Here is a 12,168-nt window from a genome sequence, read left to right as displayed (position 1 = left end):
TTTACACGTCTCTTAACGTTGAACGCATGAACATTCTAACCAGAAAAAGTAAATTCGAACTTGGACTGCTTTCGCTTTATCAGAAAAATAAGCGGTTGCAGGAAAGATTTCATATGATAGAATTTATCAAACACTTTTCTATTATCCAACATAATCAGATTCCTGAATTCCCGATGCATGACCTCGAAATTGAAGAAGATATCCTTCAGTATATTCAGCGGTTATATGCCGACTGTTTTTCCGATTTTGGGAAATAAGAATGAACCGGCATTAATCAATATTGTCTGATACTTAACCAATATTAATATCTGTTTTTTTTCAGGATTTTCTTTGATATCTATGTAAAAATAATTGATGTATGTATATCGAGATATAAATACATCAATATAAATATAGAATAGATGGAAATAATTTCTGCTACACAAGCCGCAATAGAAAAAGAAAAAAAATACGGAGCACATAATTACAGTCCTTTACCGGTAGTATTAACAAGTGGTAAAGGAGTAAATGTATGGGATGAAGAAGGAAATAAATATTATGATTTCCTCTCAGCCTACAGTGCCGTTAATCAAGGGCATTGCCATCCTTCCATTATTGAAGCAATGATTAACCAGGCAAAAACACTCACACTAACTTCCAGAGCATTTTACAATGATAAATTAGGTCCTGCCGAAGAATATATCTGCCGGTATTTCGGTTATGAAAAATCGTTATTCATGAATTCCGGAGCAGAAGCGGTAGAAACAGCGATTAAGCTGGCGCGTAAATGGGCTTATAAAAAGAAAGGCTTAACACCTGGCTCTGCCGCAATAGTTGTAGTAGATGGGAATTTTCATGGTCGCACCACAGGCCTCATCTCTTTTTCTACAGATCCCATGAGTACTGATGGCTTCGGTCCCATGATGCCAGGTTACCATATTATTCCTTACAATGATTTAGCTTCACTGGAGAACACACTGGCACAACGTCCCGAAATATGTGCTTTCCTCCTCGAACCTATTCAGGGTGAAGCCGGAGTATTAATTCCTGACGACGGCTATCTTACCGCCGCCCACGATATTTGTAAAAAATACAATGTTAAGTTAATCATCGACGAAATACAAACAGGAATCGGCAGAACGGGAAAACGCTTAGCGAGTGACTATGATGGCGTAAAGGCAGACATACTTATCCTTGGAAAAGCATTATCCGGTGGTGTATTGCCAGTATCTGCGGTATTATGTGATGATGACATTATGCTTTGCATCCAGCCTGGAGAACATGGATCCACTTTTGGTGGCAATCCGCTTGCAGCAGTAGTTACCATCGCAAGTCTCGAGGTTATGGAAAGAGAAGCACTCACTGACAATTCATTTGCTATGGGCGAAATTTTCCGGGCAAGGATGCAGGCTTTAAAAGAAAAAAGACCTGACCTGATCAGCGCAGTACGGGGCAAAGGTCTGCTAAATGCAATAGATATTATTCCGGGTGAAAAAACGGGTACAGCTTACAACGTTTGTCTCGCGCTAATGAAAAAGGGACTACTTTCTAAACCTACTCATCAGCATACGATCCGTTTTTCTCCGCCATTGGTAATCACTGAGGAAGAGATACATATTTGTTGTGATATTATCGGGGATGTAATTATGTCTATTAAATAATCTAAGCCAGCTGCTGCACCTTGTACTTTTTTAAATAGTCTCTCGGGGCAACGCCGGTAAACTTTTTAAATACCTTATTAAAATTAATAGCACTGTTAAAACCTGTGGCGAAAGCGACGGAGGATATTCCGTCAATTTCGCCTTTTATTATTTTATCACAAGCGGCGTTGATTCTTATCTCATGTAAAAAAGTAATATATGTTTTACTCGTATGCTTTTTAAAGTACTTACAAAAAGCCTGAGGCGTCATATGGCAAATTTCGGCTACCATATCCAATGAAATATCTTTCGCATAATTACTTAGCGTAAATTTATAAATCTTGTCCATCCTCAGACTCTCTTTACCACCAATCACCTTTCTCGAATTACCTGAAGATAAAGATTTAAATTCCTTCAGATCAATGGAAAGATAATGAAGTAACTCAATGAATTTTAACAATCTTGGAACACCAGAAAGTGCAACCATTTTTTGCACCACAGCAATCACTTCTGCTGAGTTTTCCTGAGGAATCTGGATACCATAATTCACATTCTCAATAAAATGCATGATCTGTCCGAGTTCTGGTAAACTTACGAAACTGCTCAACAGCGTTTCCGAATCAAAATACAGATGTATAGCATGCACTTTATTTTTAATCGTATCCTCAAAATAAGAAGGATCCGATTGAAAAATATGGGGCTGGTTTGCTGCGATGAAATAAACCTCGCCGGCAGAAAACCTTTGGGTATAATTGTCAATGATCAGGTTGCCCTCGCCCTTAACTATCAATGTGATCTGCATTTCTCCGTGCCTGTGAAAATAGTTATAGAAGTAAGGAAGAACATCCTCTTCAATAACTATAGAATCTTTAGACAGGGGTACTGCAAACTGGACAACATTCATTATAACTTTTCTAAATCAACAAACAGATGCTATGAATATAGGAATAAATGATCAACCAGCCCTTTCCTGAGATGCAATAAAGAGATCTAAATCACCTTTTTCATAAGCAGGACATGCACCTGATTTTGAAGTGATAAAACCACCCATACCAACAGCATATTTCAACGCATCTTCCACAGAACCACCTGTAAGTTTCACAGCTAAAAAAGCAGCAAGAAAAGAATCACCGCTTCCGATCGTATCTTTGACCTTAACCGGATGTGCGGCAGCATCATACTGTTTATCTGCAGTGTAATAACTTGCTCCTTTACTTCCCTTGGTAACTAATAATTCCTGAATCTTGAAACGCTCAAACATCATCTTTACACAAGCAGACTCCGTAGTACACGATGGATCGAACCATTCAGCCATCATCATTAGTTCATTGGCATTCAGTTTTACCAGGTGCGACTTTGGAAGCAACCCGGCAATCAATGCTGCCGAAAAATGAGGTGCCCTCAGGTTGATATCAAAAACGCGGTAGTCAGTATACTCCAGCATCTTATGTAATGTTTCTTTAGAAACAGTATTTCTGACACCAAGACTACCAAAAACAAATGCATCTGCATTTTTCAATAAGTCTTCATGCTCAGGCAGCCATTGGATATAATCCCAGGCTACAGGATAAATGATGTCATATGCAACTTCATCATTTTCTCCAATTACCGCATGTACTTCGCTTGTGTCTTTCGTTTTGTCCAGTTGAATGAATTGAGTAGATAAATCGTTTCCTTCTAAAAATTTCAGCAAATTTTTACCCGGCACATCATCTCCTACTCTACTCACCATTTTACTGGCTATTCCCAGTTTCTGTAGATGATACGCTACATTCATTGGTGCACCGCCCGCCGTTTTTCCTGATGGAAGTACATCCCAAAGTATTTCGCCAAAACACACTACCACCTTATTATCAAGATTACTATTCATCATTTTTCATTTTTAGACTATGTCCCATATTATAAAATAGAAATGCCCACTTATCAGCGATTTCTTCAATTGCTTTATCTGTCGGTTTACCGGCACCATGACCGGCATTTTTTTCAATCCTGATGAGTACAGGAGATACTCCTCCATGTAACCGCTGTAGCTGTGCTGCGAATTTGAACGAATGTGCGGGTACAACCCGGTCATCGTGATCAGCAGTAGTGATTAATGTAGCTGGATAAGCAACACCAGCTTTCAATGCATGTAATGGTGAATAAGCAAGTAAATACTCAAACATCTCTTTTGAATCTTCTGCTGTGCCGTAGTCAAAGCTCCATCCTGCTCCTGCCGTGAACTGATGGTAACGCAACATATCTAAAACACCTACTGCAGGGAAAGCTACCTTAAATAGATCAGGCCGCTGTGCAATTGTAGCAGCAACCAGCAAGCCTCCATTTGATCCACCCATAGCTGCAAGGTAATTGCTGGATGTATATCCATTTGTAATTAAATATTCTGCACCGGCGATAAAATCATCAAATACGTTCTGCTTCTGCATTTTCGTACCCGCATGATGCCATTTTTCTCCATATTCCCCACCACCTCTAAGATTAGGCACTGCATAAATTCCTCCCTGCTCAAGAAGCGCAACTACAGAAGTACTGAATGCTGGTGTTAAACTCACATTAAATCCACCATAACCGTAAATAACCGCAGGATTATTGCCGTCCTTTTTCAATCCCTTTTTGCAGGTAATAATCATGGGAACCTGTGTTCCATCTTTTGATGTAAAAAAGATCCGTTCTGATTCATAGTCGGAGGAATCAAAATCTACTCCCGATTTCCTGTACATTTCTGACTTTCCCGTAACTACAGAATAGTTAAAAATTGTAGCTGGATAAATGTAAGACGTAAATGTATAAAAAAGCTCCTTTTCAAAACTTTTACTGTGGAAACCTCTCGCCGTACCCAGGCCAGGCAATGTGATTTCATACTCTTTCAATCCATCCATATCGTACTGTACCACCACAGAAACAGCATCTTTAATATAATTGGCAAATAGCTTTCCACCGCCAGTTGAAGAACTTAAAACATGTACTGTTTCAGGTATCAGTACCTGCCAGTGTTGAGGCGTCGCCCCCTCCTCATTTGCAGTTACTACACAACCATTGGGTGCATTAAGATCTGTATGAATATATAACTTGCTTCCTACATTGTAGATTACTGAATGGTTCTGATCGAAATTATCAACTAAAGTAATGATCGGAGCATCTGCTATTGAAAGATCTTTCAGGTATAACTCATTACCAGAAGTTGAGTTTGCAGCGGTAATCACAAGGTAACGTTCATCTTCTGTAACATCGGCCCCAATATATCTTCTCGGCTTGTGTTCTCCACCAAAAACAAGCTGATCGTCCGTCTGCAGGGTTCCAAGTTGATGATAGTATAATTTATGATGCTCTGTTTTGCCAGATAACTGACTACCTGCTAAGGGTTTATCGTAGGTGCTATAATAAAAACCATCATTCCCGCGCCAAGAAAGGTCAGAAAATTTAACATCACTTAGCTGGCTACCGATAACCTCTTTCGTAATGGCATCCATCACCACCACATCGGTCCAGTCAGATCCACCAGCAGAAGTCTGATAGGCCACCAGACTTCCATCTTTTGAAAACCTGATCCCCGCAAGTGATGTTGTAGCATCTTTAGAAAAAGTATTCGGATCGAGGAATATTTCAGGTTCCTCGTTTAGTTGCTGACGGTACAGCACGCTTTGATTCTGAAGTCCTGTATTTTTGTAGAAATAAGTATATTTCCCTTCTTTAAATGGTTCTGAAAACTTCTCATAATTCAGCAGGGTGGTAATGCGGTCTCTAATGTGCTGGCGAAATGGAATCTGTTCCAGATAAGCTTGTGTAACCTTATTTTGTGCATCAACCCATGCTCCGGTTTCAGACGATTCATCGTCTTCGAGCCAACGGTATGGATCCTTTATGATCGTTCCAAAGTAGTTATCTTTTATATCTGTCTGCTTAGTTTCAGGGTATTTCATATTCGATCTGAATCTATTAAGAATAATAGGTAATTCAAATCGAAATAGTAACAGGCATGTCAAAAAGACCAATTTAAGGAATCAATAAAGCTAAATGCTGCCCCTATCGTGTTGTTCAGGTTTTACTTCTCCTGTGCTGAGATCCTTTTCCATATTCTTCTTATCTCTTCTGTTCCTTCTGATAAATAAGATAAAAAGGATAATTACAACTAGCAGAACAATCGCCAGGATTGAATAATTCAGTTCCATAATTGTTAGCGCTTTAGATGTAGAGGAAGGAATCGAACCTTCAGCGTGCCGCCAGATCAGCGTTCTACTTTAATTAACTTCTTAATCAAGACAAATATAGGCAAAGCTTTTCCCAGCTGTAATCACAGGAAATCATTTAACAGAAGGATAATAATGTGTTAATGCCACCGCCCTCATCTACTTCACCGTAATCCCTTTTACATCAATCAATTCCGGACCATTCTCAAGCGGATAACCTTCAACTTTAACACCTTTCACAATAACATCTTTGTTGGTGAAATTATCCAGTTTTATAGTTGAAGTTCTCAAAGCATAAGACTTGCCATCTTTTTTCAAAAGGTGTGTACCGTACTGGAAGGTAGACATCTCTATTTTTTCGATTTTGCCGTCTAAAGTAACGGCATTTTTATCAGCAGCAGGTTTTACTGTTTTACAACTGATAATTACTGATGCTAAGATCAGCATGAACATTATTTTCTTCATGTATAGCTAAACGTATTGAAACAGATTTGTGCTACAATTTACCAATAAAATAAAAGAACTAGCATTATATCTTTAGGAGCAATTGCAGAAAAAAAACAGGAATGTTCTTAGTATACTAATTTTTTTAGTATAATTGTTCTATTAAAAACCTTTATATGCTTACACGTACAATAGACTACAGTGATGTAATCGAATTATTGCAGCATAAGATTGTAACTTACATCAAGCTTAATCCAAATCTTAACTTCAATATTCCGAGTAAGACCAAATTTGTAGACAATACAGACGCTGCGATCATCTTCAATTTCTACGAATTTAAGGAACCTTACAGGATGAAGTTTATACATGGCAGTTTTGAAGAATACAGCTTAAAATTTATCGACTTTTTAAAACCCGTGCTGATCGATTTCCTGAAAGAGGTAAAATATGATCATTACGATTTTACTATTGTGATCAGACATGAGGGTGAAATATTCCAGCGTATTGTGACAGTGTATAACCACGATTAATTACACTGATTCTTTAGTTATAATCAATAAATCAGGTATATTCATTTATAATTTCCCTGATAATGAAAAGAATTATATCTCTGCTCCTGCTATTTACTCTCCTGCAGCATACACAGTCACAAGAGAAGACAGCACTGCCATCATGGGCATTTGGTAATTTCATACGTCCGGCAACTGTTAATCCAATCATCTCTCCGGATAGCACAACATTCTTTTTTGATCCACTAAAAAAGACAAACGTTTACTGGGAATCGAATGACACCTTCAACCCGGCCTCAACCATTTATAAAGGGAAAATCGTTGTCTTATATCGCGCGGAAGACAAATCCGGAGTAGGCATCGGCTTCAGGACATCGAGACTCGGCTATGCGGAAAGTACTGACGGCTTAATTTTCAAAAGAAAAAAAAGACCTGTATTCTATCCCGCAGAAGATAATCAGAAGAAAATGGAATGGCCTGGAGGCTGCGAAGACCCAAGAATTGCGGTTACTGAAGATGGAACTTACGTGATGTTCTACACACAATGGAATAGAAAAAATGCCAGACTGGGTGTAGCAACATCCAAAAATCTTATAAACTGGAAAAAACACGGTCCTATTTTTCAAAAGGCATATAATGGAAAATATGCAGATATATGGTCTAAGTCGGCTGCAATCTTAACTAGTTTGAAAGACGGAAAACAAGTAATTACCAAAATTAATGGTAAATACTTTATGTACTGGGGCGAAGCCGGCGTTTGCGGAGCAACATCTGAAGACTTAATTAACTGGTCGCCTGTAGAGGATGAACAACAAAATTTAAAAATCCTGTTCGCCCCGCGTGCAGGGTATTTTGACAGCGAACTTACTGAATGCGGTCCACCAGCTGTGCTTACCGATAAAGGAATAGTATTGCTGTATAACGGAAAAAACAAAGAAGGATCCATGGGAGACATGGCATATCCATCCGGAGCTTACTGCGGTGGTCAGGCGCTTTTTGATGCAAAAGATCCGCTGAAATTTATCACGCGCCTGGATAAACCTTTTTTTTATCCTACAGAACCCTTTGAAAAAAGTGGACAATACAAAGCAGGGACAGTTTTCATGGAAGGACTAACTTATTTTAGAGGAAAATGGTATATGTATTACGGGTGTGCAGACTCCAGAACGGCAGTCGCTATCTTCGATCCGCAGCGCTAATACCTACCCTATTTTCGTAATGAAATACTAGCGAATGATCGTGTAACTGTTATGGCCTAACACCTTATGGATTAAAAAAGGAAAATTAAAAGTATCTTTCTCTTTATTTACGAAATTCAATATTGGCGTACCATTCATCCTTGTAATATTCAATACCTTTTTATTCCCATATAAAACCGATCTCGTCTCTTCGGGGAAATCTGATAAAATGTAGCCATCTCCCTTTAATTTACCGATCAGCTCATACCATTCCTTCACATTATCAGCACCATTGATATAGGTTGCCTCATCTATATCATGCAACCTTACAGAAAGCAACTGGAGAAATTCATCATTTTTCCCATCACGAACTAGAGTATACATCTTTTTGTAAAAATTAACTGCCGCGTTCACCTGAATTTCATTGTCCTCTATTGCTTCAGACTGATGCCAGCCGACTTGGCGATATGGAACTTCAGCAGTAAAAACCTCCTGATGTATTACCGTCGGAAGCAGTTTTTCGGTTAAATCCGGGGTTTCCCAGCGAAGAACCGGACTCATTGTTTCCGGACTCCCTATGGCATCAAAGAACTGCACTTTAATTTTCAGAAAACTATCTTTGCGTAAAGTAGTTTCGCCAGCCAATGGCAATACCCTGATTTGAATACTTTGTTTTCCACTACTGCAGATCAAATGATTTATAGGCACATGAGATGAAATTGACATCCCTTTGTTATTTATAAAAGATGGCATATCATTTATCAGGACTTCAAAATTGCATATAGATGCATTAAAGTCCACGACATAATAAGGTTCTTTGAAATTATTTATCATTACATTAATTGACTTTTAAATCATTTTTGAATATCAGCGTTATTTAATATAGGGTGAAAGCACTGGATTTTCATCTGGCAGATGATAACCAAAAATAATCCTGTCTTTAAATGCATTGACCTCAATTGCGACAATTTTACCTTCGATTACCGTAGTACCGTCCACCAACGTATACTGATAAATCACATTGTCCTTTTTCCAGATAAATTGTTCCGGATAAACAAATTGTTCACCCATTTCATCCTTCACCACTTTTACATCGGCAGCAGGCAATCCTTTTTTCAGCAATGACACTGCCGTATTGGATACAGAGATTGTATCCTGCACATACCCAGAAGGCTTTCCCAATAGCTCTTTTAAGTTGTTCAGCACATCAAAAGTCTTCCGTTTATCCAAATAAAAACTATAGAATACTAATTTTCCCTTATATTCAACTATTCTACCACCAACAGCATTGTCAAAAGCATGCCCACTAAAGTTTAATTTAGCCATATCTGATGCATCATTGAAACTATATACCTTACTGGTCTCACCATTATCTTTCAAAACTGGTTCATCATCTTCATCGGTCCCTGTTAGTTCCCAATGTCCCTTTTGTGTTTTAACATCGCTCAATTCTAATTTACCCAGATAATCAGCCGCGGGTTTGCTAAAATCAATTTTAGACAGGTCCAGAGACTGTCCGCTGCAACTCATTAGTGTAGATATTGCTAATAAAACTAATACATTCTTCTTCATCTTCTTTTTTTTGTTATTTATTCCTAATTGAAAGGCCCTAAAATATAACTTCTCTCGAATTTACCTTCACTGGGGTCCACAATAGTATAGTTACCTTCACTTGTAAATGTACGTTCAAACCATCCCCATTTCACCGTACCTACAGCAACATATTTAGCTTTAACGCCATCGAAACTCAATATAGGCTTGCCACTTATTCCTTTTTTGTCGAACTCGGCCTTGTAGCCGCCGGTAACGGAAGTATCTACATTGGTTTTTATCACACCTGAAAATCCCGCATAACCAATATCGCCTTTAGCGGTTGCATTAAATTCGAGAGTAATCTGAATTTTACCCTCCACCTTAATCTCGCCACTGGTGTCTTTAGGTGCAATGGTATTTCCCTTTACACTGCCTTTTAAATTAATGCTTCCGGTAAAAATAACAAGGAAGTTGATTTCGAGATTTGATTCCATGTGCTTCAGAATAAATTCGAGAACCTTACCTGCTCCCGGACAAATCGCATCTGGTCCATATCTCCTGAAAATCTTCCACAAGTTTATTTTACCCTGAGCTTCTAACAGCGGTTTTGACTCAAGACCTATTTCTATCAATGTGCCAATTTCGCGTGAATCATTAGATGGACGTTCAAGAGACCATTGTGCGGAAAGGGCGATAACTGGTGCTTTTATTTCAAACGAGATCTTGCCACCGTTTACTGGCGACTTAACAATTTTATCAGACGCTTTTTTCAAGGTTCTAAATACGCCCAGTGCTTTAGCTATCCGCTCGCCGAAGCTATCCTCCAACTGTGCCTTCTGGGATTTTTCATCCCACTCCGCCTGTAATCCGAGGGTAAAAGACTTAGACATTTCACCATCTTTCTTTACGGATTCTGCATCCAATACCGCACCTATCACCTTTTTCTTACCCGTTTCAATATCGTACGGATGCATATTCTTACCGTAACTGTAGGCAAAGGCTTCTGTGAAATTCCACTTGAACTCCAGCGTCCATTGAATATCCGGAAAAACTTTAACCGTTACCGTTGGCCGTACGGGATTAGTATAATACCGGCAGCTATTGATATAATACCAGAAATGATTTGGCGTAGTTGATCTGGGCCAGATATACTGCAAGGGTGCAGGATTATATCTGGACAGGTCAGAATAAATTTTTTGTACAACAGTATTTGAGTCGTCTACTACCTTAATGACTTCTTTATCGCCTTTGTCCAGCGCCTGACCTATGTTTTTTAAGATTACCTTCTTCTCGCTGTGTTTTTTAGTAAAACACTTTTTAGTGTCATAACCATGGATCACCATAATCAAATCCCTGCCTGTGCTTACCGATGGGCCTATTGTTTCATATACAATGCTGTTACTGTCATGTGCATTAAAATCAAAAGATATGTCCGCGCGCCTGTTTTGCTGATGTTGTGCCTCAGTAAGTTGATTGCCCTTTATTTTGAGCTGGCTCTCTCCGTGGCCTACGGGAATAATCCTTGCACTATCTAATCCGCCATCAACAAGGAACTTCTTGATCATATCCGCCCTTTTCTGTGATAGTACCTGATTATAGTCATCTGTTCCTCTATCATCAGCATGTGCATCCAGATGGATAATCGAGCCCTGATGTTCAAGTAGAAATTGCAATATATTGCTTAGTACCCCATTTGCATCTGCACGTATATTAAACTGATCAAAATTGAAAAACACCGATCTCGAAATAGGCTGCTTGCTGATATGGGGATTGAGCAGTTTTGTTTTTCCATCTTCAAAAACAATCACCGTTTCAGGCTTTGCTACACCTTTCACTTTAGTTACTTCTGTAACTTCTATTTTGGTAAACTTACATGGCTCATACCGATTGGCATTTAAAGCAGGCACACCAACCTTAACTGGCTTATTATTTTTTGGTTTATTCGAATTTGTGGTTACTACCTCATTTTTAATGTTAAGATATAGCGCATGCTCAAATCCGCCTTTAGCATCGGCAATATATTTCCCTGTTTCTTTATCTTTTACCTTTACATAAAATTCCTCATGGGTTTGGATATTATCAATCTTAACCATCCATGAATATAAATCCTGGAATTCCAGATTTACCTCACCTGCAATACACTCTATATTCGTATAAACCTTTAAGATTTTGTTATTGAAACTCATTAAAACACGGTTGTAGAGCTCAATGATCATGCTATTCCCATTTAAACCTTCAGTAGATAAGTTTAGGTGTACTACATGACCATATTTGATAATATCTTTTTTATTCGAAATATCTGCGCCACCAAGTTTTGTGGACCATTTAGATGAGGTGATCTTTGGTTCACAAAAACCACGCACATACAAGCCCGTAAAGGACGGATCTCTTTTACCGGACAGACTTGCTTCCAGATAATAGGTAAACCTGCCACATTGTTTCCTTGCCATATTAAGGCCGTACTTATAAGTAGCTGGCGTAGTCATCTGACTGATAATTATTCTACGGTCTTTCGTCTGCCTAAGCCAGATTATATTCTTCTTTTTATCCTCTGCGGTTGTACCCGGAAGCCATTCTAAAACATTAAACCAAACAAATTTACCTGGCTTAACCACCACCAGTGTGCCCGGACTTCCCATATTTGAATAGACAAGACCAGATTCCAATTTAATTTTCTTTACACCCTTTATCATGTCTG

At 38.7% G+C, this 12,168-nt stretch carries 12 protein-coding genes; 4 read left to right on the top strand and 8 right to left on the bottom strand.

The window, feature by feature from the left end; genetic code table 11:
• The first annotated feature begins 26 nt into the window (after positions 1 to 26).
• The gene (locus tag OQX62_RS23185) at positions 27 to 257 is read left to right on the top strand and encodes a hypothetical protein (protein WP_265834050.1); all 231 of its coding nucleotides are present in this window, start codon (positions 27 to 29) and stop codon (positions 255 to 257) included.
• 144 nt (positions 258 to 401) lie between these two features.
• Entirely contained in the window at positions 402 to 1,640 is a 1,239-nt protein-coding gene (gene rocD / locus OQX62_RS23180; RefSeq protein WP_265834049.1) for an ornithine--oxo-acid transaminase, read from the top strand.
• A 1-nt stretch (position 1,641) separates the two neighbouring features.
• Here rocD and OQX62_RS23175 read toward each other — a convergent pair whose 3' ends face one another.
• The 5 genes from OQX62_RS23175 to OQX62_RS23155 form a co-directional block, all read right to left on the bottom strand.
• Positions 1,642 to 2,523: an AraC family transcriptional regulator gene (locus OQX62_RS23175; RefSeq protein WP_265834048.1), complete on the bottom strand. Its 882-nt coding sequence runs from the start codon at positions 2,521 to 2,523 to the stop codon at positions 1,642 to 1,644.
• Positions 2,524 to 2,574: 51 nt separating this feature from the next.
• Positions 2,575 to 3,492, bottom strand: a complete 918-nt coding sequence (locus tag OQX62_RS23170; RefSeq protein ID WP_322973800.1) for a carbohydrate kinase — start codon at positions 3,490 to 3,492, stop codon at positions 2,575 to 2,577.
• Positions 3,482 to 5,539 (bottom strand): prolyl oligopeptidase family serine peptidase, encoded by a 2,058-nt coding sequence (locus OQX62_RS23165; protein WP_265834047.1) that lies wholly within the window; start codon positions 5,537 to 5,539, stop codon positions 3,482 to 3,484. The genes OQX62_RS23170 and OQX62_RS23165 overlap by 11 nt, the downstream gene beginning before the upstream one ends.
• 90 nt (positions 5,540 to 5,629) lie before the next feature.
• A complete protein-coding gene (locus OQX62_RS23160; protein WP_265834046.1) occupies positions 5,630 to 5,788 on the bottom strand; it encodes a hypothetical protein in 159 nt (52 codons plus the stop codon).
• A 177-nt stretch (positions 5,789 to 5,965) separates the two neighbouring features.
• On the bottom strand, positions 5,966 to 6,271 hold the full coding sequence (locus tag OQX62_RS23155) for a hypothetical protein (RefSeq protein WP_265834045.1): 306 nt from the start codon (positions 6,269 to 6,271) through the stop codon (positions 5,966 to 5,968).
• A gap of 155 nt (positions 6,272 to 6,426) precedes the next feature.
• Here OQX62_RS23155 and OQX62_RS23150 point away from each other — a divergent pair, with 155 nt between their 5' ends.
• The gene (locus OQX62_RS23150; protein ID WP_265834044.1) at positions 6,427 to 6,780 is read left to right on the top strand and encodes a hypothetical protein; all 354 of its coding nucleotides are present in this window, start codon (positions 6,427 to 6,429) and stop codon (positions 6,778 to 6,780) included.
• Positions 6,781 to 6,842: 62 nt separating this feature from the next.
• The gene (locus tag OQX62_RS23145) at positions 6,843 to 7,958 is read left to right on the top strand and encodes a glycoside hydrolase family 130 protein (RefSeq protein WP_265834043.1); all 1,116 of its coding nucleotides are present in this window, start codon (positions 6,843 to 6,845) and stop codon (positions 7,956 to 7,958) included.
• A 27-nt stretch (positions 7,959 to 7,985) separates the two neighbouring features.
• On the opposite strand, the gene OQX62_RS23140 is transcribed toward OQX62_RS23145, so the two are convergent.
• The 3 genes from OQX62_RS23140 to OQX62_RS23130 all read right to left on the bottom strand — a co-directional run bounded on the left by OQX62_RS23140 (position 7,986) and on the right by OQX62_RS23130 (position 12,163).
• A complete protein-coding gene (locus tag OQX62_RS23140) occupies positions 7,986 to 8,663 on the bottom strand; it encodes a hypothetical protein (protein WP_265834042.1) in 678 nt (225 codons plus the stop codon).
• 147 nt (positions 8,664 to 8,810) lie between these two features.
• Entirely contained in the window at positions 8,811 to 9,509 is a 699-nt protein-coding gene (locus OQX62_RS23135; RefSeq protein WP_265834041.1) for a hypothetical protein, read from the bottom strand.
• A 23-nt stretch (positions 9,510 to 9,532) separates the two neighbouring features.
• Positions 9,533 to 12,163: an OmpA family protein gene (locus tag OQX62_RS23130; RefSeq protein ID WP_265834040.1), complete on the bottom strand. Its 2,631-nt coding sequence runs from the start codon at positions 12,161 to 12,163 to the stop codon at positions 9,533 to 9,535.
• Positions 12,164 to 12,168: the final 5 nt, after the last annotated feature.

Source organism: Pedobacter sp. MR2016-24 (genome assembly GCF_026239655.1).
In the GTDB taxonomy this organism is placed as follows: Bacteria; Bacteroidota; Bacteroidia; order Sphingobacteriales; family Sphingobacteriaceae; genus Pedobacter.
This window is presented reverse-complemented; position numbering and strand designations above follow the sequence as displayed.

Bases quoted from the DNA above. Each gene is read 5' to 3' on its own strand.
- OQX62_RS23185 (WP_265834050.1), top strand. From the start codon at position 27: ATGAACATTCTAACCAGAAAAAGTAAATTCGAACTTGGACTGCTTTCG.
- rocD (WP_265834049.1), top strand. From the start codon at position 402: ATGGAAATAATTTCTGCTACACAAGCCGCAATAGAAAAAGAAAAAAAA.
- OQX62_RS23175 (WP_265834048.1), bottom strand. From the start codon at position 2,523: ATGAATGTTGTCCAGTTTGCAGTACCCCTGTCTAAAGATTCTATAGTT.
- OQX62_RS23170 (WP_322973800.1), bottom strand. From the start codon at position 3,492: ATGATGAATAGTAATCTTGATAATAAGGTGGTAGTGTGTTTTGGCGAA.
- OQX62_RS23165 (WP_265834047.1), bottom strand. From the start codon at position 5,539: ATGAAATACCCTGAAACTAAGCAGACAGATATAAAAGATAACTACTTT.
- OQX62_RS23160 (WP_265834046.1), bottom strand. From the start codon at position 5,788: ATGGAACTGAATTATTCAATCCTGGCGATTGTTCTGCTAGTTGTAATT.
- OQX62_RS23155 (WP_265834045.1), bottom strand. From the start codon at position 6,271: ATGAAGAAAATAATGTTCATGCTGATCTTAGCATCAGTAATTATCAGT.
- OQX62_RS23150 (WP_265834044.1), top strand. From the start codon at position 6,427: ATGCTTACACGTACAATAGACTACAGTGATGTAATCGAATTATTGCAG.
- OQX62_RS23145 (WP_265834043.1), top strand. From the start codon at position 6,843: ATGAAAAGAATTATATCTCTGCTCCTGCTATTTACTCTCCTGCAGCAT.
- OQX62_RS23140 (WP_265834042.1), bottom strand. From the start codon at position 8,663: ATGTCAATTTCATCTCATGTGCCTATAAATCATTTGATCTGCAGTAGT.
- OQX62_RS23135 (WP_265834041.1), bottom strand. From the start codon at position 9,509: ATGAAGAAGAATGTATTAGTTTTATTAGCAATATCTACACTAATGAGT.
- OQX62_RS23130 (WP_265834040.1), bottom strand. From the start codon at position 12,163: ATGATAAAGGGTGTAAAGAAAATTAAATTGGAATCTGGTCTTGTCTAT.